21 protein-coding genes and 1 pseudogene are annotated in these 23,545 nt (G+C 72.0%); 9 read left to right on the top strand and 13 right to left on the bottom strand.

Annotated features, from left to right (window positions below; translation table 11 throughout):
* Window positions 1-92: 92 nt before the first annotated feature.
* Window positions 93-1,739 (top strand): threonine/serine exporter family protein, encoded by a 1,647-nt coding sequence (locus AB0M39_RS21200; RefSeq protein ID WP_365366530.1) that lies wholly within the window; start codon window positions 93-95, stop codon window positions 1,737-1,739.
* 360 nt (window positions 1,740-2,099) lie between these two features.
* On the opposite strand, the gene AB0M39_RS21195 is transcribed toward AB0M39_RS21200, so the two are convergent.
* Entirely contained in the window at window positions 2,100-2,795 is a 696-nt protein-coding gene (locus AB0M39_RS21195; protein ID WP_365366528.1) for a DedA family protein, read from the bottom strand.
* Window positions 2,796-3,004: 209 nt separating this feature from the next.
* Between AB0M39_RS21195 and AB0M39_RS21190 the strand changes: the two genes are divergently transcribed.
* Window positions 3,005-3,376 carry a YbjQ family protein gene (locus AB0M39_RS21190; RefSeq protein ID WP_365366526.1) on the top strand — a complete coding sequence of 124 codons (372 nt, stop codon included), beginning with the start codon at window positions 3,005-3,007 and terminating at the stop codon, window positions 3,374-3,376.
* Between the two features lie 189 nt (window positions 3,377-3,565).
* On the opposite strand, the gene AB0M39_RS21185 is transcribed toward AB0M39_RS21190, so the two are convergent.
* On the bottom strand, window positions 3,566-4,324 hold the full coding sequence (locus AB0M39_RS21185; protein ID WP_365366524.1) for a MerR family transcriptional regulator: 759 nt from the start codon (window positions 4,322-4,324) through the stop codon (window positions 3,566-3,568).
* 183 nt (window positions 4,325-4,507) lie between these two features.
* Between AB0M39_RS21185 and AB0M39_RS21180 the strand changes: the two genes are divergently transcribed.
* Window positions 4,508-5,932: a glutamate decarboxylase gene (locus tag AB0M39_RS21180; RefSeq protein WP_365366522.1), complete on the top strand. Its 1,425-nt coding sequence runs from the start codon at window positions 4,508-4,510 to the stop codon at window positions 5,930-5,932.
* Window positions 5,933-5,978: 46 nt separating this feature from the next.
* On the opposite strand, the gene AB0M39_RS21175 is transcribed toward AB0M39_RS21180, so the two are convergent.
* From AB0M39_RS21175 to AB0M39_RS21165, 3 genes are all read right to left on the bottom strand, one after another.
* Complete coding sequence (locus AB0M39_RS21175; protein WP_365366520.1) at window positions 5,979-6,752, bottom strand: ABC transporter permease; 774 nt, start codon at window positions 6,750-6,752, stop codon at window positions 5,979-5,981.
* Window positions 6,749-7,720, bottom strand: a complete 972-nt coding sequence (locus tag AB0M39_RS21170; protein ID WP_365366518.1) for an ATP-binding cassette domain-containing protein — start codon at window positions 7,718-7,720, stop codon at window positions 6,749-6,751. The genes AB0M39_RS21175 and AB0M39_RS21170 overlap by 4 nt, the downstream gene beginning before the upstream one ends.
* Before the next feature lie 149 nt (window positions 7,721-7,869).
* Entirely contained in the window at window positions 7,870-8,511 is a 642-nt protein-coding gene (locus tag AB0M39_RS21165) for a PadR family transcriptional regulator (RefSeq protein WP_365366516.1), read from the bottom strand.
* A gap of 109 nt (window positions 8,512-8,620) precedes the next feature.
* On the opposite strand from AB0M39_RS21165, the gene AB0M39_RS21160 reads away from it, so the two are divergent.
* Window positions 8,621-9,274, top strand: coding sequence for a VOC family protein (locus tag AB0M39_RS21160; RefSeq protein WP_365366514.1), 654 nt, complete (start codon window positions 8,621-8,623; stop codon window positions 9,272-9,274).
* 102 nt (window positions 9,275-9,376) lie between these two features.
* Here AB0M39_RS21160 and AB0M39_RS21155 read toward each other — a convergent pair whose 3' ends face one another.
* The 3 genes from AB0M39_RS21155 to AB0M39_RS21145 form a co-directional block, all read right to left on the bottom strand.
* Window positions 9,377-9,925 (bottom strand): DinB family protein, encoded by a 549-nt coding sequence (locus AB0M39_RS21155; protein WP_365366512.1) that lies wholly within the window; start codon window positions 9,923-9,925, stop codon window positions 9,377-9,379.
* Window positions 9,926-10,031: 106 nt separating this feature from the next.
* Complete coding sequence (locus AB0M39_RS21150) at window positions 10,032-11,489, bottom strand: aldehyde dehydrogenase family protein (protein WP_365366510.1); 1,458 nt, start codon at window positions 11,487-11,489, stop codon at window positions 10,032-10,034.
* Between the two features lie 105 nt (window positions 11,490-11,594).
* On the bottom strand, window positions 11,595-12,458 hold the full coding sequence (locus tag AB0M39_RS21145; RefSeq protein ID WP_365366508.1) for a helix-turn-helix transcriptional regulator: 864 nt from the start codon (window positions 12,456-12,458) through the stop codon (window positions 11,595-11,597).
* A 397-nt stretch (window positions 12,459-12,855) separates the two neighbouring features.
* Between AB0M39_RS21145 and AB0M39_RS21140 the strand changes: the two genes are divergently transcribed.
* The gene (locus tag AB0M39_RS21140) at window positions 12,856-13,359 is read left to right on the top strand and encodes an ATP-binding protein (RefSeq protein WP_365366506.1); all 504 of its coding nucleotides are present in this window, start codon (window positions 12,856-12,858) and stop codon (window positions 13,357-13,359) included.
* Window positions 13,360-13,437: 78 nt separating this feature from the next.
* Here AB0M39_RS21140 and AB0M39_RS21135 read toward each other — a convergent pair whose 3' ends face one another.
* Complete coding sequence (locus AB0M39_RS21135) at window positions 13,438-13,677, bottom strand: DUF397 domain-containing protein (RefSeq protein WP_031077420.1); 240 nt, start codon at window positions 13,675-13,677, stop codon at window positions 13,438-13,440.
* A gap of 374 nt (window positions 13,678-14,051) precedes the next feature.
* Here AB0M39_RS21135 and AB0M39_RS21130 point away from each other — a divergent pair, with 374 nt between their 5' ends.
* A complete protein-coding gene (locus AB0M39_RS21130) occupies window positions 14,052-14,225 on the top strand; it encodes a hypothetical protein (RefSeq protein WP_365366504.1) in 174 nt (57 codons plus the stop codon).
* On the opposite strand, the gene AB0M39_RS21125 is transcribed toward AB0M39_RS21130, so the two are convergent.
* Window positions 14,215-15,390: a DUF2786 domain-containing protein gene (locus AB0M39_RS21125; RefSeq protein ID WP_365366502.1), complete on the bottom strand. Its 1,176-nt coding sequence runs from the start codon at window positions 15,388-15,390 to the stop codon at window positions 14,215-14,217. The genes AB0M39_RS21130 and AB0M39_RS21125 overlap by 11 nt on opposite strands.
* A 95-nt stretch (window positions 15,391-15,485) precedes the next feature.
* On the opposite strand from AB0M39_RS21125, the pseudogene AB0M39_RS21120 reads away from it, so the two are divergent.
* Both AB0M39_RS21120 and AB0M39_RS21115 read left to right on the top strand, forming a co-directional pair.
* A pseudogene (locus tag AB0M39_RS21120) lies at window positions 15,486-16,196 on the top strand (ABC transporter ATP-binding protein); the annotation flags it as partial.
* A gap of 431 nt (window positions 16,197-16,627) precedes the next feature.
* On the top strand, window positions 16,628-18,817 hold the full coding sequence (locus AB0M39_RS21115) for an FtsX-like permease family protein (RefSeq protein WP_365366500.1): 2,190 nt from the start codon (window positions 16,628-16,630) through the stop codon (window positions 18,815-18,817).
* Between the two features lie 99 nt (window positions 18,818-18,916).
* Here the strand turns inward: AB0M39_RS21115 and AB0M39_RS21110 are convergent, their stop codons facing one another.
* The gene (locus tag AB0M39_RS21110; protein WP_365366498.1) at window positions 18,917-19,573 is read right to left on the bottom strand and encodes a lipoprotein; all 657 of its coding nucleotides are present in this window, start codon (window positions 19,571-19,573) and stop codon (window positions 18,917-18,919) included.
* A gap of 185 nt (window positions 19,574-19,758) precedes the next feature.
* Between AB0M39_RS21110 and AB0M39_RS21105 the strand changes: the two genes are divergently transcribed.
* A complete protein-coding gene (locus AB0M39_RS21105; protein ID WP_365366496.1) occupies window positions 19,759-21,447 on the top strand; it encodes a bifunctional 3'-5' exonuclease/DNA polymerase in 1,689 nt (562 codons plus the stop codon).
* 158 nt (window positions 21,448-21,605) lie between these two features.
* Here AB0M39_RS21105 and AB0M39_RS21100 read toward each other — a convergent pair whose 3' ends face one another.
* Both AB0M39_RS21100 and AB0M39_RS21095 read right to left on the bottom strand, forming a co-directional pair.
* A complete protein-coding gene (locus tag AB0M39_RS21100) occupies window positions 21,606-22,940 on the bottom strand; it encodes a hypothetical protein (protein WP_365366494.1) in 1,335 nt (444 codons plus the stop codon).
* A 42-nt stretch (window positions 22,941-22,982) separates the two neighbouring features.
* Window positions 22,983-23,492 carry a SigE family RNA polymerase sigma factor gene (locus tag AB0M39_RS21095; RefSeq protein ID WP_365366492.1) on the bottom strand — a complete coding sequence of 170 codons (510 nt, stop codon included), beginning with the start codon at window positions 23,490-23,492 and terminating at the stop codon, window positions 22,983-22,985.
* Window positions 23,493-23,545: the final 53 nt, after the last annotated feature.

Raw genomic sequence — 23,545 nt, 5'->3', positions numbered from 1 at the left:
AGCCGGACGTTCGTCCTCGCCGTGCGAGGGAACGCGTACCCGTGCCCATACTGGGCTGACACGGCGACGCTAGAGGGAATGAGGACACCTAAGTGGTGGCGGAGCGGGAGAGTCCGGAAGACCGGAAGCCCCAGTCCGACGAGGCGCACAGCGCCTTCGCCCCGCCTGCCGGGGTGGGACAGCCGGAAGCGCCGGAGGAGGACCACCCGTCCTCGGAGTTCGCGATTCCGCAGGGGCTGACCCCCGAGCCGCCGGCGGAGCCCGAGGGGTCCGCGTTCGCCCCGCCCCGCACGTACAGCGCCCGGCACTCGCCGCCCGCCTTCACGCCCGCGCAGGGCGTCCCCGTGATCCGGCTGACCAAGGACGGGCCGTGGCAGGACCGGATGCGGGCGATGCTGCGGATGCCGGTGGGCGAGCGGCCCGTCCCGGAGATCACGCAGAAGCAGGACGAGGCCGGGCCCGCGGTGCCGCGCGTGCTCGACCTGACGCTCCGTATCGGCGAGCTGCTGCTCGCGGGCGGCGAGGGCGCGGAGGACGTGGAGGCCGCGATGTTCGCGATCTCCCACTCGTACGGCCTCGACCGCTGCGAGCCCACGGTCACCTTCACCCTGCTGTCGATCACCTACCAGCCGTCGCTGGTCGACGACCCGGTCACGGCGAACCGGACCGTACGCCGCCGGGGCACCGACTACACCCGGCTGGCGGCCGTCTACCGGCTGGTCCACGACATCAGCTCGGACGAGCACGAGGTGTCCCTGGAGGAGGCCTACCGGCGGCTGGCGGAGATCCGCCGAAACCGCCACCCATACCCCGGCTGGGCGCTCACCCTGGCCAGCGGCCTGCTGGCGGGCGCGGCCTCCACGCTCGTCGGCGGCGATCTGCTGGTGTTCCTCGCGGCCGCGGTCAGCGCGATGCTCGGCGACCGGCTGGCCTGGCTCTGCGCGGGCCGCGGGCTGCCGGAGTTCTACCAGTTCGTGACGGCGGCGATGCCGTCGGCGGCGATGGGAGTGGCGCTGACGCTGACGCCGCTGGACGTACGGGCCTCCGCGGTGATCACCGGTGGGCTCTTCGCGCTGATCCCCGGGCGCGCCCTGGTGGCCGGCGTGCAGGACGGCCTGACCGGCTTCTACATCACCGCGGCGGCCCGCCTCCTGGAGGTCGGCTATCTGGTCGTCGGCATCGTCATGGGCGTGCTGATGGTGCTCTACCTGGGCCTGGCGCTCGGCGCGGGGCTCAACCCGGAGACCGCGATCCACAGCGTCGACCGGCCGGTGATCCAGACGCTGGCGGCGATGGCCCTGTCGCTCTGCTTCGCGGTGCTGCTCCAACAGGAGCGCAACACGGTGCTGCTGGTGACGCTCAACGGCGGTGTGGCGTGGGTGGCGTACGGGGCGATGGCCGACACGGCCCGCATCTCGCCGGTCGCGGCGACGGCGGCGGCGGCGGGCCTGGTGGGCCTGTTCGGCCAGCTGCTCTCGCGCTACCGGTTCGCGTCCGCGCTGCCGTACGTCACGGCCGCGATCGGTCCGCTGCTGCCGGGTAGCGCGACCTACTTCGGCCTGCTGGAGATCGCGAGGAACGACCTCAACGCGGGCCTGGCCTCGCTCTCCAAGGCGGCGGCCCTGGCACTGGCGATCGCGATCGGCGTGAACCTGGGAGGCGAGATCTCCCGCCTGGTCCTCCGCGTCCCCGGCGACGGCGCGGCCCGCCGCGCGGCGAAGCGGACGAGGGGCTTCTGAGGAGGGGGCGGGGGGCGCGGGGGAACGGTCTTCGCGCCCGGCACGGCGGGGGCGGTCTTCGCGCCCGCCGCACGGCGGGCGGTCTCGCTTCGGCCTCCCGACGCCGGGCGGGCCCGGCCACGGGTCCACGCCCGGCGGGCGGCCTCCTCGGGGTCCCGACGCCGGGCAGGGCCCGGCCGCAGGCCGTGCCCGATGGGCGGTCTCTGCGGCTCCCGACGCCCAGCCGCGGGTCGTGCCCGGCGGGCGGTCTCCTCGGCCCCCGACAGCGGGCGGAGCCCAGCGGCGGGTCGTGGCGCGCCCCGGGCCCTCAGCGACCGCCAGGGCTCGGGCTCGGGATCGGCCTCACGCCCCCGCTCGCGCTCAGCGCTTCGCGTGGCGGCCGCGTTGGGCCGGGGGGACGTCCGGGGAAGGGCCGGGGTCTGCGGCCTCCTTCTTGCCCTTCGAACGTGCCCGCAGGATTTCGATCGCGATCGGGAGCACCGAGATCAGCACGATCAGGATCAGGATCGCCTCGATGTGCTTGTGCACGAAATCGACCTTGCCGAGCGCCGCGCCCAGCAGTGTGACCCCCGCGCCCCAGAGCGTGCCGCCGATGATGTTGTACGTGATGAACGAGCGGTAGTTCATGCGGCTGACGCCCGCGATGATCGGCGTGAACGTGCGCACGATGGGCACGAAGCGGGCCAGGACCAGCGACTTGGGGCCGTACTTCTCGAAGAAGTCGTGGGCCTTCTCCACGTTCTCCTGCTTGAAGAGCTTGGAGTCGGGGCGCTTGAAGAGCGCGGGCCCCACCTTGCGGCCGAAGAGGTAGCCGACCTGGTCGCCGATGACCGCCGCGAGCACGATCAGCGTGCACACCGCCCAGAGCGGAAGGTCGTCCAGCTTGCCCGTGGTCACCAGCAGACCCGTGGTGAACAGCAGCGAGTCGCCCGGCAGGAAGAAGCCGATGAGCAGGCCGGACTCGGCGAAGACGATGGCCAGGACGCCGATCAGCCCGAAGGTTCCGATCAGATAGTCCGGGTCCAGCCAGCTCGGTCCGAGCGCAAGGGTAGTCACGAGGTCCGGACTCCTGAGTCGATAGGTCGGGCGATGGTTCAGCCGATCTTCTAGATCGGCATGGTCGGCGGCCCAAAGCTATCAACGCATCGGGACTGCTCCGCGTTCCATCGGCCCGCCCAGGATGCACTGTGCTCGGTCTGGGACAAAGCTGTGCGTCAGGAAGCCTCTGCAAGAGCCTCTGCGAGCGCTACGGAAGGTGGACGCTGATGGGCATCGACGATTACGGCGGCGGACAGGGAGCCGGCGCGGACGTACTGGTCGTCACCACGAACGATGTGCCCGGATTCCGGGTGGAGCGGGTGCTCGGCGAGGTCTTCGGCCTCACGGTGCGCTCCCGGCATCTGGGCAGCCAGATCGGCGCGGGTCTGAAGTCGATGATCGGCGGCGAGCTGAAGGGCCTGACGAAGACGCTGGTCGAGACGCGCAACCAGGCCATGGAGCGCCTGGTGGAACAGGCCAAGGCCCGGGGAGCGAACGGGGTGCTGATGTTCCGCTTCGATGTGTCGGAGGCGGCGGACGTGGGCACGGAGGTCTGCGCGTACGGCACGGCGGTGGTCCTCACGCCGGCGTCGAGCTGAGCGTCGGGCGCGCGCCTGACGGGCCGGGGGCGGCGGCCGGGGACGCATGAGGGCCGGGCGCCCCCACGCCCCCAGAGGCGGGACGGGGGGCCGCCCGGTCCCCCGCCGGCCAGTCCCCCGCCGCCCCGTCCCCCGTCGGCCAGCCGCAGATCCTGGCCGCCCCGGAGCCCCCCGCCCCGCCCCGCCCCGCTACGCGTTCCGCGCCGTGTTCGCCAGGATCGCCGTGTGGAGGTACTCCGCCATCCCCGGGTGGATGTCCTCGTAGAACTGGCGGAAGCGGTCGTCCGTGACGTACATCTCCGCCAGACACGCGTGCATCTCGTACGAACAGTCGTAGTAGGAACCGCAGATCAGCTGCCGCGCCTCCTCCGCCAGGCCCATCGCCGCCTCGCCGTCCGCCGGCGCGCCGGAGTCCATCAGCGCCTTCAGGCGCTCGCCCCACTGCTCCTGTTCGCGTTTGATCCGGAGCCAGTCCTCCTTGGTGTACGAGGCCGTCCGGCGCTGCGACTCCGCGTACGCCTCGGTGTCGCCCCAGCGCTGCTCCACCTCCTGGTCGTACTGCTCCGGGTCGTGGTCCCCGAAGACCTCGAACTTCTCCTCGGGCGTGAGGTTGATGCCCATCTTCTTCGCCTCCATCGCTTGCTCGACGGCCGCGGCCATCTCCTTCAGCCTCGCGATCCGGTCGGTCAGCAGGTCGTGCTGTCTGCGCAGATGCTCCTGCGGGTCCGCGTCCGGGTCGTCGAGGAGTGCGGCCACCTCGTCGAGGGGGAAGCCCAGCTCCCGGTAGAACAGGATCTGCTGCAGCCGGTCCAGGTCGCCGTCGTCGTAGCGCCGGTGGCCCGCGTGGCTGCGGCCGCTCGGGGAGAGCAGTCCGATCTCGTCGTAGTGGTGCAGCGCGCGCACCGTCACTCCGGCGACACCGGCGACCTGTCCCACGGAGTAGCTCATGGCCTTCCGCTCCTTCGTCTGTCTCGGTACGCGTCTCAGCCTGGGTCCTCACGTCGCGTGAGGTGCAAGCCCGGCGTGCGGTCCGACGCGCCAGCAGCCCGCTTTGTCCGTATCGTCACCGTTGATATCGATCGTTATCAGTCGTTTACGGGATTTACGGGACGAGGAAGGGCGACCATACCCATGCCACTCCACAAGGGCGCGGGCAGCTCCGACGAGCGGGAGCAGGAGCTGCGCAGACTCTCCGTCAACCCCTTCTACGGGCAGGCGGACCCGGTCGGCGGCATGACCCTCGCGCCGCCCAAGCACCACCTGCCCGAGGGCCCCATGGCGCCCGACACCGCCTACCGGCTGGTCCATGACGAGCTGATGCTCGACGGCAACTCCCGGCTCAACCTCGCCACCTTCGTCACCACCTGGATGGAGCCCCAGGCCGCGGTGCTGATGTCGGAGTGCCGGGACAAGAACATGATCGACAAGGACGAGTACCCCCGCACGGCCGAGCTGGAGCGCCGTTGCGTGGCCATGCTCGCCGACCTGTGGAACGCGCCCGACCCCTCCACCGCCGTCGGCTGCTCCACCACCGGCTCCAGCGAGGCCTGCATGCTCGCCGGCATGGCGCTCAAGCGCCGCTGGGCCGCGCGCAACGCCGACCGCTATCCCGGGTCCGCCCGCCCCAATCTCGTCATGGGCGTCAACGTCCAGGTCTGCTGGGAGAAGTTCTGCAACTTCTGGGAGGTCGAGGCGCGCCTGGTGCCGATGGAGGGCGACCGCTTCCACCTCGACCCGCAGGCCGCCGCCGACCTCTGCGACGAGAACACGATCGGCGTGGTCGCCGTGCTCGGCTCGACCTTCGACGGGTCCTACGAGCCGGTCGCCGAGGTCTGCGCCGCGCTCGACGCCCTCCAGACGCGCACGGGCGTCGACGTCCCCGTCCACGTCGACGGCGCCTCGGGCGCGATGGTCGCGCCCTTCGTCGACGAGGACCTCGTCTGGGACTTCCGCCTGCCGCGGGTGTCGTCGATCAACACCTCGGGGCACAAGTACGGCCTGGTCTACCCCGGCGTCGGCTGGGCCCTGTGGCGCTCCCCCGCCGAGCTCCCCGAGGAGCTGGTCTTCCGGGTCAACTACCTCGGCGGCGACATGCCCACCTTCGCCCTCAACTTCTCCCGGCCCGGCGCCCAGGTCGTCGCGCAGTACTACACGTTCGTCCGGCTGGGACGGGAGGGCTACCGGGCCGTCCAGCAGACCGCCCGGGACGTGGCCTGCGACCTCGCGAGCCGGATCGCCGAGATGGACGAGTTCCAACTGCTCACCCACGGCGACCAGCTGCCCGTCTTCGTCCTCACCACCGCGCCCGAGGTGAAGAACTTCGACGTCTTCGACGTCTCCCGGCGGCTGCGCGAGCGCGGCTGGCTGGTGCCCGCGTACACCTTCCCGGCCAACCGCGAGGACCTGTCCGTACTGCGCGTGGTCTGCCGCAACGGCTTCTCGGCCGACCTGGGCGAGATGCTGGTGGAGGACCTGAACGATCTGCTGCCGGAACTGCGCCGCCAGTCGTATCCGCTGAGCCAGGACACGCCGGCGGCGACAGCCTTCCACCATTGAGACCTGGTCTCAGAGACCTGGCCTGAGAGGCCTCATCTGAGAGGCCTCAGCGGCTGAGCCGCCTGAACCGCCCCACCGCCAGCGGGAAGAACACCGAGACCAGCACCGCCGGCCACACCGCCGCCATCGCCGCCGTGTGGTCGGCGGCCCACGAGCCACCCACCGGGATGCCGGACAGCTCCCGCACCGCCCCGGCCGTCGCCGAGATCGGGTTCCACTCGACGGCCGCGCCCAGCCAGTCCGGCATCGCCTCCGGCGTCGCGAAGGCGTTGGAGAGGAAGCCGATCGGCCAGACCAGGATCTGCACGGCCTGCACCAGCTCCGGCTTGCCCGCGACCATCGCCAGGAAGATCCCCATCCACAGCATCGCGAACCGCAGCAGGAGCAGCAGCCCCACCGCCCCGAGCAGCGCGCCGAAGCCGCCGCCCCAGCGCCAGCCGATCGCGTGCCCGACGCCGATCATCACGACCAGGCCGAGCGCCGACTGGAGCATGTCCGCCGTGCACCGCCCGACCAGCACCGCGGAGGACGCCATCGGCATGGAGCGGAACCGGTCGATGACCCCTTTCTGCAGGTCCTGGGTGACGGCGAGCATCGTGGCCTCCAGCCCGAAGGCCATGGTCAGCGCGAGCATGCCGGGGACGAGGAAGCCGACGTACGCCCCCTCGACGCCCCGCCCGCCGCCGATGAGGTAGCCGAACATCAGCAGCAGCATCACCGGGAACAGCAGCCCGATGACGACCTGCACGGGCTGCCGCGCCCAGTGGGCGAGCTCGCGCCGGGTCATGGTCCACGAATCGGTCAGCACATAGGCGCTCATGCCGCCCCCTCCTTCTCCTTCGTCAGACCCTTCTCCTCCGTCAGGTCCTTCTCCTCCGTCAGATGAAGGAAGACCTCGTCGAGCGTGGGCCTGCGCAGGGCGATGTCCGCCGCCTCGATCCCGGCGCTCTCCAGCGCCCGCACGGCCCCGGTGAGCGCGGCCATCCGGTCGCCGACGGGCGCGCTGACCAGCCGCCGGTCCTCGTCCACGGTCGCCTCGCCCGGGAAGAGGGACGCCGCGTACGCGAGGCCCGCCGGGTCGTCGACGACGATGTCGATCCGGTCCCGGCCGACCTTCGCCTTCAGCTGGTCCGCCGTGCCCTCCGCGACGACCCGCCCCGAGTCGACGACCGAGATCCGGTCGGCCAGCTGGTCGGCCTCCTCCAGATACTGCGTGGTCAGCAGGACGGTGGTGCCGCCGCCGACCAGGGAGCGCACCGCGCTCCACACCTCCGCCCGCCCGCGCGGGTCGAGCCCGGTGGTCGGCTCGTCCAGGAAGAGCACCTCGGGCTCGGTGATCAGCGAGGCCGCGAGGTCGAGCCGCCTGCGCATGCCGCCGCTGTACTGCTTGACCGCCTTGCGGCCGGTGTCCGCGAGCCCGAAGCGTTCGAGCAGCTCGTCGGCGCGGGCGCCGGCCCGCCGCGCGCCCAGGTGGTACAGCCGCCCGAACATCTCCAGGTTCTGCCTGCCGCTCAGCTCCTCGTCGACGGCCGCGTGCTGCCCCAGCAGCCCGATCCGCCGGCGCACCTCGTCCGCCTCGTTCCGCACATCGTGCCCCGCGACGCGCACGGTCCCCTCGTCGTGCCGCAGCAGCGTCGCCATGACGCGTACGGCGGTGGTCTTGCCCGCCCCGTTGGGCCCGAGCACTCCGTGGACGGTGCCCCGGGCCACCGTCAGATCCAGTCCGTCCAGCGCCTGCTTCTCCCCGTACCGCTTCCGTGCGCCCTCGACGACGATCGCGTCGGTCATACGTCTCCTCCAGCACCCTCGAGCTGGTAGTCAAACTTGACTACGCCTGCGAAGGTAACCCCGGATCGGCGATTGGTCAAACTTGATTAGCCACCGGCGACCGCAGAACCCGACGACCGCAGAACCCGACGACCGCAGAACCCGGCGATCTAGAGCTGGTCCCCCTCGTGCGCCTCGCCCGTCGCGTACGGGTTCTCCTCGCCCTCCGCGAGCACGCCGAAGAACGCCTCCCCCTCCCCGGAGAAGGTGTACGCCCCGCCCTCGATCCGCTCGATCAGGCCGAGCGTCCACTCCTTGCCGGCGTCGGCGGAGTGCAGCCACATATGCATGATCTCGCCGATGTGGCCAAGCGAGGCGGGCCCCTCCTCGGGCGTGTAGTACTCCATGACCCCGGTGCGCCACTCGTCCAGCCGGCGGACCCGCTCCCGCAGCAGCGCGACGGCCTCCTCCCGCTGGAGGTCGACGATGAAGCCGACCCCCGCCGAGAGCACGTCGACCTTCTGGTCGTACGTCGTCAGGGAGTCCCGCAGCAGCGCGAAGTACTCCTCCGTGCCCTTCTCGGTCAGCTCGTACTCCGTGCGCGGCGGGCCGCCGGCCGTGGACGGCGCGATCTCATGGGCGTGCAGCAGACCTTGCTTCGCCATCTGCTTGAGCGCGTGGTAGATCGAGCCCGGCTTGGCGTTGGACCATTCGTGCGCGCCCCAGTACTCCAGGTCGTTGCGGACCTGATAGCCGTGCGCGCGCCCGTGCTGGCGTACGGCGCCGAGGACCAGCAGCCGGATCGCAGACATCCGCGTACCTCGTTCTCCCACGCGCAGGGGCGCCTGCCCGCACTCCTGCGCATCTCGTGCTCCATGGCAGTCACTGTTGCATCTATTCAACTTTGACTAGGGTACTGGCATGGCCGAGAAGACGATTCCGATCCTGCCGTGCCAGACCCTCCAGCCGGTGCTCGACTTCTATAGCGCGCTCGGCTTCGAGGTGACCTTCCAGCAGAAGAGCCCCAATCCCTACGCCGTCGTCGAGCGCGGCGCCATAGAGCTCCAGTTCTTCGGACTGAAGAAGTACGAGCCCGAGGCGTCGCTCTCCACCTGCTACGTCATCACGGACGACGTCGACACCCTGTACGAGTCCTTCCGCGCCGGTCTGAAGGCAGCGTACGGAAAGATCCCCTCCCGCGGGCTGCCGCGGATCGGGCCGCTCAAGGACATGAGCTATGGCGTGCGGCAGTTCCTGATGACCGACCCCGGCGGCAACTGCGTCCGCGTCGGCCAGAAGATCAGCGAGGACCAGCGCCACCAGCCGGCGCCCAAGGAGACCTTCGCCCGCGCGCTGCACATGGCGACGCTCTTCGCCGACTCCAAGGACGATCTGCCGGGGGCCGTGAAGGTCCTGGACCGGGCGCTCGCCGTGCAGGACGAGAAGCCGACCGCCGAGCAGCTCGTACGGCTCCTGGAACTGCGGGCGGACGTCGCCGAGCGGCTCTACGACGACGAGACGGCGGCCCGGATGCGCACCCGGGCCGCCGAGGTCGAACGCGCCGAGGAGCCGTAGACCCGACGGCCCAGCCCCAGCGGCCGCGAGGCCCGACGGCTCAGCCCCACTTGCCGCGTAAGCCCAACGGCTCAGCCCCAGCTGCCGCCTAGGCCCGACGGCTCAGCCCCAGTTTCCGCCCTGCTCCTCGGCGACCAGGTCGAACGCGCCCTTGCCGTCCAGCGACTCCCGGATGACGTCGGCGTGGCCCGCGTGCCGGCCGATCTCCTCCACCAGGTGCAGCAGCAGCCACCGCATCGACACCGCGCCGTCCTTGGGGAACCAGGGCGCCTCGGGCAGCGGGAAGGTGTCGTCGAGGCTGGGGACCGAGGCGATGAACGCCTCGGTCTCCTCGGCCACCGACTGCCAGAACTCCAGCGTCTGCGGGATCGTCTCGCCCTCGACGAGCCGGAAGCCGTCCGCCCAGGTGGCCTCGGTACGCTGGCGCTCGTTCGGCCGCTGCTGGGCCATCCGCAGCCAGTTGAGCTCCATCTCGGCGACGTGCTTGAGGAGCCCGGAGAGCGTGAGCTCGCTGGCGCTGGGGCGGCTGGCCGCCTGCTCCTCGGTCAGACCGAGGACGGACCGGCGGATCGCGCCGCGCTGGGCCTCGACGAAGGAGAGCAGCGCGCCGCGCTCGTCGCCCTGGGCCTCTGCGGGAACGTGGGTGACCATGGGGTCCGCCTTTCGGGAGCCGTTGTGACACCTCAAAAGCTACGGGCCCTTGCGGTCAGATTCTGTCCGCAAGGGCCCGGCTCACGCGAGAGATGCCTCAGGGGCGTCAGAAGGGGAACTGGGAGCGGCCGTGCTGCACCGAGATCCACTTCAGGGTGGTGAACGCCTCGATCATCGACTCGCCGTTCAGCCGCCCGCTGCCGGAGTGCTTCTCGCCGCCGAAGGGGACGATCGGCTCGTCGTGGACCGTGCTGTCGTTGATGTGGATCATCCCGGTGTGGATCCGCTGCGCGAGCCGCACACCGCGCTCCACGTCCCCGGTGTGCACCGCGCCGCTCAGGCCGTACGGAGTGTCGTTGGCGATCCGCACCGCCTCCTCCTCCCCGTCGAAGGGGACGATGAGCGCGACCGGGCCGAAGACCTCCTGCTGGAGGACCGGCGAGTCGGCCGGCAGGCCGGTCAGCACCGAGGGGGTCACCAGGTTTCCGTCGGCGCTTCCGTGCAGCAGGGCCGTGGCGCCCGCCTCGACGGTCTGGTCGACCAGCGTCGAGACGGCGTCCGCCTGCTGGGAGTTGATCAGCGGGCCGATATGGGTCGCCGGGTCCGCCGGGTCGCCGACTCGCAGGGTCTTCACCTTGGCGACGAACTTCTCGGTGAACTCCTTCTCCACCGACCGGTCCACCAGGATGCGGTTGGCGGCCATGCAGACCTGGCCCTGGTGCACGTACCGGGAGAAGACCGCCGCGTCGACCGCGTAGTCGACGTCCGCGTCGTCCAGCACGATCAGCGCGCTGTTGCCACCCAGTTCGAGGATCGCCCGCTTGAAGTTCGCCGCGCAGACGGTGGCGACGTGCTTGCCGACCTTGTCGGAGCCGGTGAACGAGATCGCCTTGGGCACCGGGTGCTCGATCAGCGCGTCGCCTATCTCGGCGATGTCGGTGATGACGACGTTCAGCAGGCCGGCGGGCAGGCCCGCCTCCTCGAAGACCTTGGCCACCAGGGAGCCGCCGCAGATCGGCGTGTTCTGGTGCGGCTTGAGGACGACGGCGTTGCCGAGGGCGAGCGCCGGCGCGACCGACTTGATCGACAGCAGGAAGGGGAAGTTGAAGGGGCTGATGACGCCGACGACGCCGACGGGAAGCCGGTAGACCCGGTTCTCCTTGCCGTCGGTCGGCGAGGGCAGGATGCGGCCCTCGGGCCGCAGCGCCAGCTGCACGGCCTCGCGCATGAACTCCTTGGCGAGGTGCAGCTCGAAGGCCGCCTTGAGACGGGTGCCGCCGAGCTCCGCGACGATCGCCTCGGCGATCTCCTCCTCGCGGTCCTCGATGACCCTGAGGGCGCGCTCGAAGACGAGTCGACGGGTGTACGGGTTGGTGGCCCCCCATGCCGCCTGCGCGCGCTCGGCGGCGCGGTACGCCTGGTCTACCTCGGCGGCCGTGGCCACGGGTATGGACGCCAGCTTCTCCCCGTCGTACGGGTTGAAATCGATGATGTCCCAGGAGCCGCTGCCGGGCCTCCACTCGCCATCGATGTACTGGTGTGCCAGCTCGGTGAAGAAGGACATGTGATCCGATTCCTTACCGCAGAAGACTGAGTACTGATCTGCAGACGGTCAGACTGCAGAGGTCACCACAGATGCTGCCTGATGCAGCGTCATCGTACTGGCGTTTCAAATGAGTTGAAGGAGACCGCGCAGGACGTCACGGCTCTCGGCCGGGTCGGGGCTGTCCTGCTGGAGGCGCTCCATCACCCGCTCGTACTGGGCGACCTCCTCGCGCTTGTCCAGGTAGAGCGCGCTGGTGAGCTGCTCCAGATAGACGATGTCGGAGAGGTCGGACTCGGGGAACCGCAGCATGGTGAACGCGCCGCTCTCGCCCGCGTGCCCGCCGAAGCTGAAGGGCATCACCTGGAGCGTGATGTTCGACTGCTCGGAGACCTCGATCAGATGCCGGAGCTGACCCTGCATCACGGCCCGGTCGCCGTACGGGCGGCGCAGCGCGGCCTCGTCGAGCACGGCGTGGAACTGCGGGGCGCGCTCGGAGACCAGCGCCTTCTGGCGCTCCAGACGCAGGGCGACGCGGCGGTCGATCTCGGCGCGGGGGGCGTCGGGCATGCCGCGGGTGACGACGGCGTGGGCGTACGACTCGGTCTGCAACAGGCCGTGCACGAACTGCACTTCGTAGATGCGGATGAGGGAGGCCGCTCCCTCCAGACCGATATATGTCTGGAACCAGCCGGGCAGCACGTCGCCGAAGCTGTGCCACCACCCTGCGACGTTGGCCTCCTTGGCGAGGCCCAGCAGCGAGGCGCGCTCGGCGTCGTCGGAGACGCCGTAGAGAGTGAGCAGATCCTCGACGTCCCGTGCCTTGAAGCTCACCCGTCCCAACTCCATGCGGCTGATCTTGGATTCGGAAGCCCGGATCGAGTACCCGGCCGCTTCACGGGTGATGCCACGTGACTCCCGCAGCCGCCGCAGCTGCGAGCCCAGCAGGATGCGCCGCACCACGGAACCGCTTGACTCGCCTGCGGTCACGACTCCAGCCCTCCCCATCGCCATCGCCATCGCTTCATCGTTCGCTTCTTCTGTCGCTGCCTGTGTCACTGCGCCTGTGTCACTGCCCGCTGTCGCTGATGCTGATGCACATTGTGTGCGGCTCACGGCGTCCCCCCGAACCCCGAGAGCCGGATTCTGCCACCAAAACGCTTCAGCCCGTACTCATTCGATTACAGAAATGAGAAGCCCTTGGGAAGGGAGCGAAAGAGGTTCGTGGAAGAAATGAGCAAGAACCGGCACGGGGAGGGACAGTACGGGCGCGTGCACGTGCATCTGCCCTTGCATCTGCTGTACGCATTCGGAACCATGGTCCTCGCGCACCTGCGTGCTCGTTCGTGTTGTAGCGTCACAGCCGCGATTCCTGGGAGTGCCTCGCATGGGGACGAATGGATCGACCATGCTCGAGCCGTTACGGCAGGGGCTTCCCCCCATCGATCCCACCGCCGTCTCCAGCTCGGCCTCGTGCGCTCTGCCCGCCCGCTATGAAGCGGTGCGCGGGGCACGGCACTTCACCAAGTCGACCCTCGGCCAGTGGGATCTCGACGACCGCTTCGACGACGTCGCGCTGGTCGTCTCCGAACTCGTCACCAACGCACTGCGCCACGCGCTGCCCGACGACGCGCCCCGCGAGACGCAGGAGTGTCCCGGCGTACGACTGCACTTGATGCGCTGGACGAGCCGGCTGGTGTGCGCGGTGCGCGACCCCAGCAAGGACAGCCCCGCGGCACGGGAGTCCGAGGAGGACTTCTCCGCCGAGTCGGGCCGCGGGCTCTTCCTGGTGGACTCCTTCAGCGACAGCTGGGGGTGGCACCCGCTGGCCGGGTCGCTGCAGGGCAAGGTCGTCTGGGCGCTGTTCCGACTGAGCCACGAGCCGTCCTAGGACGCTCGGCCAATCGGGCCCCGAGCCGCTTCGGCCGGGGCCCTCGCCGTGTCCGGGCCGCCTGTCGGGCGCCCGGCCTCAGCCGCCGACCAGATGGTCGAACTCGCCGTCCTTGACGCCGAGCAGCAGCGCCTCGATCTCGGCCGGCGTATAGACGAGCGCGGGCCCGTCGGGGTGCCGCGAATTGCGCATCGCCACGTCCCCACCAGGCAGTTTGGCGAACTCCACACAGGATCCCTGCGAGTTGCTGTGTCTGCTCTTCTGCCAGACGACCCCATGAAGCTCTGTGGCCGCCATGCCGTTGTACACGTGGTGCACAGATAGCTCCCGGGGTACAAGGTGCAGGTGTCAACTGTCCCGGATCATAGCTGTGTTCATATGTCGATGCATGAGCGGCTGCATGGGCAGATGCACGTGCACGGGGGGTGGCGTCCCGATTACAGCTGCTGTGACGCCTCTGCGGGCCCGGCTCAACGCCCCGGTTCATGAGGAAAGACGTGTGAGGCGCTCTCCAGGATCCCCTGTCGCCGAAATCCGTCCGGCGCGGCCGGGGCGGGCGTGTCGGCACGTGTGTCAGCGGGGGCGGGGGCGAGGGGCAGGGCGGCTGGAGGGGGCGTCGCTCGGCAGCGGTCGGAGGGGAGCGGCTATAGGGGAGCGGCTATAGGGGAGCGGTACGCCGGGAGCCTCTATGGGTGAGTGGTCCGCTGGGAGCCGCTTTAGGCGAGCGGTCCGCGGAGAGCTCTATGGGCGAGCGGTCCGCGAGGAGCCGCTATAGGCGAGCGGGTCCGCAGGGCGCCTCTATAGGCGAGCGGCCCGCAGGGAGCCTCTATAGGCGAGACGGGCTGCTCTGCCTGCTCAGCGGCTGAGCCTGCCCCGGTTCGGCTGCGGCTTCTGCTGTGGCGCGACGTGCGCGCTGTCCGCCGCCGCACGGCCGTCGCGCCAGCCCGCCTCGTCGGTCGCGCCCCGCACCCGCGTGGTCGTGGTCTGCGGGAACATCTCCTCCGTACGGCTCGTCACCGCCAACTCCCGCGCCGCGAGCACCGGCAGCAGGGCGTCCGACCCCTCGGAGGCGACCTGCTCCGTCGTCTGGGACAGGCGCTCGCCGAGCCGGCTCGCGTACGCCATCAGGAAGGACTGGCGGAACGTCTTGGTGCGCTTGCGCCCGCCGGCCCGCTGGCCGGCCTCCGCCCGGGTCATCGCCGACGCGCCCTGGACCAGCAGGGAGGTGTAGAGGAGCTCCACCGACTCCAGGTCGCCCTCGAAGCCGACGACCGTCGAGAAGCCGAAGCCGCTGTTCCACACCGCGCGGCAGCGGTTCGCCGAGGACACCGCGTCGAGCAGGATCGCCTTCGCCGTCTCATACGGCGCGTCCACGCCGATCCGGCAGGCCCCGGGCGCGTCGGGGCGGTGGGTCCGGGCAGCGAGCAGCGCCTCGTCGACGCTGTGGCGCGCCATCAGCTCCTGTGCCTTCGCGGTCAGCGCCTCCGCCTCGTCGGGGAAGCCCGTCGCCTCGGCCTTGGCGAGCAGGGCGCGGATCCGGGTGAGCATCCGCGGCTCGTGCGCGGAGGGGGCCGCCGTCAGCGGGGCGCCGGGGACAGGGCCGACGGGTTCGATCGCGGGGAGGCGGACCAGCAGGCGGTACAGCTCCAGCAGCGCGGTGGCGTACGAGAAGCGGTCGGCGCGGTAGCCGTCCGCGCTCTCCAGCTCGGCGAGCTGCGCCCGCCAGCGCGGGGCGAGGTGCTCGTAGCGCCCGCTCTCCCCGGCGATCAGCTCCGCCGCCAGCCGTTCGTGCGGCTCGTCCAGGTCGCGCCGGACCAGCCGTACGACGTCGGCCGGCTGCCAGCCGCGCTCCCAGGCACGGCGTACGAACTCCTCGCCGCGCCGCCGCAGCTCCGCGTCCGCGGCCGGGTCGGCGGCGAGCAGGGACGCACCGGTGTCGAGGCCGTCGTCCCCGTCCGCGTACAGCGCGACGGCGAGCGCCTTCTCGACCGTGCCGGCTGCGCCGTCCTCCCTGCCCATACGCCTGCCCATACGTCGGATGATCGCACGGTGGTAGGGCTGGCCCTACCTCCAGGACGCCCTCCAGTGGTCGTGATCGCGCGCGTCGGCGACGGAAGCCTGGAGACATGAACCCAACCGCCGTACGGCTCACCGCCCTCCGCCGCGTCCATCGCGACGTCGTCGCCCTCGACGGCGTCGACCTCGCCTTCGCCTCCGGGTCCTTCACCGCCGTGATGGGTCCCTCCGGGTCCGGCAAGTCCACGCTGCTCCAGTGTGCGGCGGGGCTCGACCGGCCGACCTCGGGGAGCGTGGAGATCGACGGGATCGGGCTCGCCGGGCTGAGCGAGCGGCGGCTCACCCTGCTGCGGCGGGACCGGATCGGGTTCGTCTTCCAGTCCTTCAACCTCGTCCCGTCGCTGACCGCCGCGCAGAACGTGGCGCTCCCGCTGCGGCTGGCCGGGCGCCGCCCGTCCCGCGCGGAGATTCGCGCCGCGCTCGCCCGGGTCGGGCTCGCCGGGCGGGAGGGTCGCCGGCCCGGGGAGCTGTCCGGCGGGCAGCAGCAGCGGGTCGCCATCGCGCGGGCGCTGATCACGCGGCCCGCCGTGCTGTTCGGGGACGAGCCGACGGGGGCGCTGGACACCGGGACCAGCCGTGAGGTCCTGGCGATGCTGCGGGAGTCCGTCGACGCCGGCGGGCAGACGATCGTGATGGTGACGCATGACCCGGTGGCGGCGTCGTACGCGGACCGGGTCGTCTTCCTGGTGGACGGCCGCGTGGCCGGGGAGATGCCGGCCCCGACGGCGGAACAGGTCGCGGCGCGCATGGCGGGCCTGGAGGGCTCGGCGGGCGGAGGGGGCAGGGGCGGAGGGGAGGGCGGGGTCGGCGCGAGTGGCCTGCGCGGCGGTGCGGGGTATGGCGCTGGCGCGAGTGGTCCGCGCGGCGGCACCGACGCGAGTGGCCCGGTCGGCGGAGCCGGGTACAGCTCCGGCCCAAGCGGCGCGGCCGGCGGTGCGGGCACAACCGGTGCCCCCGGCGGAGCCGCGTACAGCGCCGACCCAAGCGGCGCGGCCGGCGGTGCGGGCACAAGCGGTGCGGTCAGCGGAGCCGGGTACAGCGCCGACGCGAGCGGTACGGCCAGCGGCACGGGCACAACCGGTGCCCCCGGCGACACCGGGTACAGCACCGGCACCAGCGGTACGGTCGGCGGCACCGGGCACAACACCAGCGCCAGCGATGCCCTCGGCGGCGCCGGAAGGGTGGCGCTCTCGTGCTGACCGTCGCCTTCGCCGCGTTGCGCGCCCGCTGGGCCGCCTTCCTCGGCAGCTTCGTCGCCCTCGCGCTCGGCGTCGGGCTCGTCGCCGCCATGGGCCTCGGCCTCGCCTCCACCCTCGACGCGCCGAAGCCCGCCCCCGAGCGTTTCGCGGCCTCGCCCGTCGTCGTCATGGGCCAGGACTCCCTCACGGTCGGCCGGGTCACCCAGAAGCTCGACCGTCCACACCCTGTGGACGCCGAACTCCTGCGCGAGCTGCGCGCCCTCGGCCCGGTGCTCCGCGCGGGCGGGCCCGACGCGGTGGGCGTGGACGCCGACCCCGCCGACGTACGCGCGGTCGTGGGCGACCGCGCCCAGGTGCTCGTCGGCGACGACCGGCGGCGCGCCGACCCCGGCCCCGAGCGGGACGCGGAGGCGCTGGTCACCGTGAACTCGCTGCTCGGCACCGCCGGCGGGGTCTCCGCGTTCGTCTCGGTCTTCGTCGTCGCGTCGACGTTCGCGTTCGCGGTGGCGCTGCGCAGACGGGAGTTCGGACTGCTGCGGACGGCGGGCGCGACGCCGGGGCAGATCCGGCGGCTGCTGCTGACGGAGGCGCTCGTCGTCGGCGTACTCGCCTCGGCGGCCGGGTGCGCGCTGGGCGAGTGGGGCGCGCCGCGGCTCGCCCGGCTGCTGGTCGATGGCGGGGTCGCGCCGGAGTGGTTCGTGATCCGCGAGGCCGCCTGGCCGCTGCACGTCGCCTTCTGGACCGGGATCTCGGTGGCGCTCGCGGGGGTGTGGGCGGCGTCGCGGCGGGCCGGGCGCATCGGTCCCGTCGAGGCGCTGCGCGAGGCGGACGTGGACTCGGGCGCGCTGCCGCTCGGCCGCCGGCTGACCGGGTTCGCGCTGCTGGCGACGGGCGCGGGGCTGCTGCTCTGGACGCTGCTGACGGACCCGTCCGACCTGCTGAAGCGCAAGACGTACACGACCCTGCCCATGGTCCTGATCACGGCGGCGGCCCTCCTCACGCCGCTGCTCGCCCGGCGGGCCGCGCGGCTGCTGCCGCTGCCGGGGGCGGTGGGGATGCTCGTACGGGAGAACACGGCGGCCGCCCTGCGCCGTACGGCCGCCGTGGCCGCGCCCGTCCTGGTCACGGTCGCGCTCGCCGGCTCGCTGCTCGGATCCGCGACGACGGTGACGGAGGCGAAGGCGGCCGAGGCGCGCGAGCAGACGGCCGCGCATCTGGTGGTCGCCGGCGACGAGCTGACCGCGCCGGACGAGCGGCGGGGCGGGAGGCCGGACGGGCTGCGGGGCGCGGCGGTGTCCGCGACCGGCGCCACGTCCGTGTTCGTACGGGAGGAGGGCACGGCTCTCGTACGGGCAGAGGCGCGCGCGGTGGCGGACCCGGCGGCGTTCGCGGAGATCGCGCGGCTGCCCGTCGTCGCGGGCGATCTGCGCGACCTGGACGACCGGTCGATCGTCGTCAACGAGGAGTGGGAGAAGCACACCGTCGGCGAGACGGTCGAGGTGTGGCTGGGCGACGGCCGGCCGACCTCGCTGCGCATCGCGGCGGTGCTGGCCGAGGGGACGGGCAGCAACGGCCCGTACGTCACCGCTGCGAACGGCGCCGGGGCGGCGGTCGACCGGATCGACGTCCGCCTCGGTGCGCTCGCGGGGCCGCCAGGCGCCGCTGACCTGGCCGCCGACGGCCTGACCGCCGCTGAACCGGCCGCCGCTGACCTGACCGCCGCCGAGGCCGCGTTGAAGGGGAGCACGGGCGGCACGGTCCGCACGGCGGACGAGTGGGCCGCGGCCGAGCACCCCCGCACCAGCCCGCAGACCCGCCTCGGGCTGCTCGTCGTCCTCGGGATCGCCCTCCTCTACACGGGGATCGCGCTCGCCGGCACGCTCATGATGGCGACCTCCGCCAGGTCGGGCGAGCTGCGCACGCTGCGGCTCTCGGGCGCGACGCGGACGCAGATCCTGGGGGTCGTGGCGGGAGAGTCGCTGCTGGCGACGGCTGTCGGCGCGCTGCTCGGCGCCGCGGTCACGGCGGTCAACCTGGCGGTCCTGGGGGCGGCGCTGGCCTCGCTGTCCGCGCCGGTCGCGCTGGCGGTCCCGTGGGGCACGGCGGGCGCGGCGGCGGGGGCGTGCGCGCTGGTGGCGGTCCTGGCGACGCTGCCCCCGGCCTGGCGGGCGACCCGCGTCTGAGGGACGGCGGCCCGCGCCTGAGCGACGGGGAGAGGCGGTGCGGCCGCGGGCCCGGCCGTCAGCACGACGGCCGGACCCACGGGCAAGCGCGTACGGCCGTCACACGCCCTTCATGCTCGTCTTCGCCAGCTCGTACGCCGGCAGCATCTGCTCGTGCTCCTCCGTGTCCAGGCCCCCCAGGTGCACGACGACCACCCCGCTCTCCGACGTGACGGCGAGCGCGCGCTCCTTCTTCGGGGCGTCCAGGAACTCGTTCTTGTTGACGAAGGTGACCTCGGCGGCGTCGAACTCGCCCGCCTTGACCTCGCTGAACTCGACCTTCTCCCGGTCCTTCGCCTCGTCGGCGAGGAACGCCTCCAGCGCCTTGCGGGCGTCCTCGCCCTTCTCCTTGCCCGTCCAGACCCGCAGGAAGCCGATGTTCCCGGCCGGCTTGGCGTCGACCTCGCAGACGAGGGTGACCGTGCCCTGGGTGACCGCCCCGAACTTGTCGTCCGTCTTGACGGCCTCGGCCTCCCACTTGTCCGCGAGGTCGAAGGAGACGGGCAGCTTGCACGGTGTGCCGGCGCCGCCGAGCGTGGCGCCCTTCTTCGCCGCCTTCGCGACGCCCCCGCCCTTGGCGTCCTTGCCGCCCTTCGCGTCCTTGGCGGCGCTCTTCGACGGCTTCTTCGCCGAGTCCCCGTCCGAGTCGGAGGAGCAGCCCGTCAGCAGCCCCGTCACCAGCGCCGCCGGCAGCAGCCCGACGCTCACACCACGCATTGCACTTCGCACCGCATTTCGCACTGCAGATCCCCACCCATGGTTCAGTTCGGAAAACGTGCTGATCCTAGAGGGACGGACGGGGTGCGATGACCCCGCTCCGACCTGGGCGCACATCCGCCCGGCCGGGGGACGCCGCGGCGCGTGAGGAGCCGTTGTCAGTGCGTGCTGCCACACTCGCACCCATGAGCGAACGGTGGGCTCTGGCGGCGGCGGAGGGCGGCGGGGCACGGCTCGTCCCCCTCGGCCCCGACGGCCTGCCCGCAGGGCCCGTCGTCGAGGAGCCGGACCTGGTCGAGGCCGTCCGCTCGCGACTGCCGCAGGTGGGGCGGTGGGTGTGGCGGGCGACCGCCGAGGTCTACCCCCGGCTGCTGGCCGCCGGCGTCCGCGTCGAGCGGTGCTACGACATCGAGGACGCGGAGCTTCTGCTGCTCGGCCACGAGGGGCGGCTGGGCGAGCCGCGGTCGGCGGCGGCCGCGTGGGCGCGGCTGCGGCGCGCTCCCGTGCCGCCCGATCCGCCGCAGCGGGCGGCCGAGCCGGGCTCGCAGTCCTCGCTCTTCGAGCCGCAGCCGGTGTCCATGCCGCTCGAGGCGCTCCTGGAGGTCTACGCCGACCAGCAGCGAAGACACGACGCCGCCGAGCACCCCGGGCGGATGCGGCTGCTGACGGCCGCCGAGTCGGCGGGGATGCTGGTGGCCGCGGAGATGAACAGGGCGGGGCTGCCGTGGCGGGCGGACGTCCACCGGGGGCTGCTGCACGAGCTGCTGGGCGGGCGTTACGCGGGCGGCGGCGAGCCGCGCCGGCTCGCGGAGCTGACGGACGAGGTGTCGGCGGCGTTCGGGCGACGGGTGCGGCCCGATCTGCCGGCCGACGTGATCAAGGCGTTCGCGCAGGCCGGGATCAGGGTGAAGTCGACCCGCCGGTGGGAGCTGGAGGAGCTGGACCACCCGGCCGTGAAGCCGCTGGTCGAGTACAAGAAGCTGTACCGCATCTGGACGGCCCACGGCTGGAGCTGGCTCCAGGACTGGGTGCGGGAGGGGCGGTTCCGGCCCGAGTATCTGCCCGGCGGCACGGTCTCGGGCCGCTGGACGACCAACGGCGGCGGGGCGCTTCAGATCCCGAAGGTGATCCGGCGCGCGGTCGTCGCGGACGACGGCTGGCGGCTGGTGGTCGCCGACGCGGACCAGATGGAGCCCCGGGTGCTGGCCGCGATCTCCCGCGACCCCGGGCTGATGGAGGTCGCGGGCCACGACGGCGACCTGTACACCGCCCTGTCCGACCGGGCGTTCTCCGGCGACCGCGACCACGCGAAGATCGCGCTGCTGGGCGCGATCTACGGCCAGACGTCCGGCGACGGGCTGAAGAACCTGGCGATGCTCAGACGCCGATTCCCCCGGGCCGTGGCGTACGTCGACGATGCGGCGCGGGCGGGCGAGGAGGGCCGTCTCGTACGGACCTGGCTGGGCCGCACCAGCCCGCGGGCGGCGGGGGCGGCGGACGCGGAGGAGGCGGGCCTACCCCAGGAGAGCGACGAACTGCCGGTCGGCGAAGCCGAGTTCACACCCGGCTACGCCTCGACGAACGCCCGCGCCCGGGGCCGCTTCACGCGCAACTTCGTGGTGCAGGGCAGCGCGGCGGACTGGGCGCTGCTGATGCTGGCGGGGCTGCGGCAGGCGACCGCGGACATGCGGGCGGAACTGGTCTTCTTCCAGCACGACGAGGTGATCGTGCACTGCCCGGCCGAGGAAGCGGACGACGTGGCGAAGGCGATCCGCACGGCGGGCGAGCGGGCCGGACGGATCGCGTTCGGCGAGACGCCGGTGAGGTTCCCGTTCACGACGGCGTCGGTCGAGCGCTACTCCGACGCGAAGTAGCCGGGGGGAGCGGCGCGAGGCCCAAAGCCACGCCCCTCCCCCGCCCCTCCCTACCGCAGAAGCTGACGCCTGCTCAGCCACCGCGACGCCGGGCCACCAGGCACCGACCCCCGCTCAGCCGCCGCCCGCACCCCGCAGACAACGCCGCCCAAGCCCCCTCACGCGCCGCCGGCCACGCGCCACTTGTCGGCGAGGGCGATCGACCTCAGCTGTGCCATCGTCAGCGCCGGCTCCGACCGCGTCGCGTCCTGGCCCTGCGCGCCCGAGTTGAAGGCCATGATCACCACGCGGAAGCCGTCCGGGCGGAGCGTGTCCACGGTCCAGCCGACCGCGTTCGCGCCGCCCTTCTGGTCCGGGTCGCTCTGCTTCTTCTCCATCACCTTCGTGCCGTCCGGCAGGGTCGTGACCTCGCCGCCGTTGCTGATCAGTTCGCCGGCGACGTCCCGCATGTCGGACTGGACGTTGATCTGTACGAGGCTCTTGCCCTTGCCGTCGTTCACGACCACGAAGCCGTAGTCGCCCTCGCCGCCCTGGGCGACCTTCGTCAGGCCCTTGGGCAGCAGGCCCAGCAGCGTCTGCTGGACGCCGTCGCCGGCGATCCCGGCCGGCTGGCGCGGCTCCTTGGCCGGCTTGCCGAGCGCGACCGCGAGCGTCTTCCACTGCGCGTCGGTGACCAGGGACTTCATCTGCTCCGGGGTGAGCGGCGGGTTCTCGCGGGAGACCTTCGCCCCCTTCTGGGCGGGCGCGTTGTGCTCGCTCGCGTCGACCAAGGCCCCCTGGGGCGTGACCAGGACAGCCCGCCAGAGCTTGGTGTCCTCGCGGCGGTCGGGGTACTCGTACCCCTGGTACATCATGAACGTCGAGCCGTCCGCCAGCGTCTGGACGCTGCAGGTGGTGTCCTCCTGGGCCACCGCCGCCGACGGGCAGGCGACGCTCTGCCGAGCCGTGATGCCGCCCGGCTCGACGACGCTCAGGCTGAGGCTGACCGCCGCGGCTCCCTCGCCGTCGTCGTGCACGAGGGAGGCGTACGGCAGGGGGTCGTCGCCTTCGATCCCCCGGCCGTCCTCCTGGGAGACCTCGCCCTTGGGCAGCAGGCCCTTGAGCGTGCTGATCATCTGCTCCTTGGTGATCCCGCCCTTCCCGCCCTTCCCGCCCTCCCCGCCCTCCCCGCCTTTCGCCTCGCCGCCCTTCGCACTCGTCCCCTTCCCCTTCCCCTCCTTCGCCTCGCCGGGCTCGGACGGCTCGGACGGCTCGGACGGCGCCGCGACGGAGGAGGTGTCGGACGAGCCGCCGATCAGACCGCCTCCGTACGCCCCTCCCACCGCCACCGCGGCCAGCGCGAGCACGCTCCCGGACACCGCGGCCGAACGCCTCAGCGCCACCCGGCGCCGCCCACGCCGTACTCCGCCGTCCACCAGCGCGGGCCGGTCCGAGGGCTGGAAGGAGTCACCGGTGCGGCGCATCGCGTCGCCGAGCTCGTCTTCGAAAGGCATGGCAGACCACACTCCAGGCTATGAAAGAGGGAAGAACAGGTCTTATCGGGCAGCCAACTCGGCACCGCTGCTCCCGAGTTGCTGCCGGAGTCTCGCGAGCGCCCGCACGGTTCTGGTGCGTACGGCCGCTGAGCTGACGTTCATGACGTCGGCGGTCTCCTCGACGCTGCGGTCCTCCCAGTACCGCAGCACCACGACCGCCCGGTCCTTGGGCGCGAGCTGGCTGAGCGCGTCGAGCAGCGCCACCCGCAGCGCCGGGTCGCCGCCGGTCGGCGCGGCGGAGTCGGGGAGCTCGCCGGTGGGGCGCTCCCCGGCGGAGCGTCGTCGCGCGTGGCTGAGGAAGGCGCGGACCAGCACGGTCTGGGCGTAGCCCGCCGGGTTGTCGATCCGGTGCACCCGCCCCCACAACGCGTACATCCGCCCCAGCGTGTCCTGCACCAGGTCCTCGGCGAGATGGGTGTCGCCGCTGGTGAGAAGGCAGGCGGAGCGGTAGAGATGGCTCGTCCGGCCAGCCGCGAACTGTCTGAAGTCCTCTGTACCGGGCCTTCTCATGTCTCCCCGTCCCCGCTCGTCCGCCCCTTCATCTCTCTGACGCGGCGAGGCGT

The organism is Streptomyces sp. NPDC051907, assembly GCF_040681075.1.
In the GTDB taxonomy this organism is placed as follows: domain Bacteria; phylum Actinomycetota; class Actinomycetes; order Streptomycetales; family Streptomycetaceae; genus Streptomyces.
Note: the sequence above shows the minus strand (reverse complement) of the source record. Positions and strands in the feature narration are given on the sequence as shown.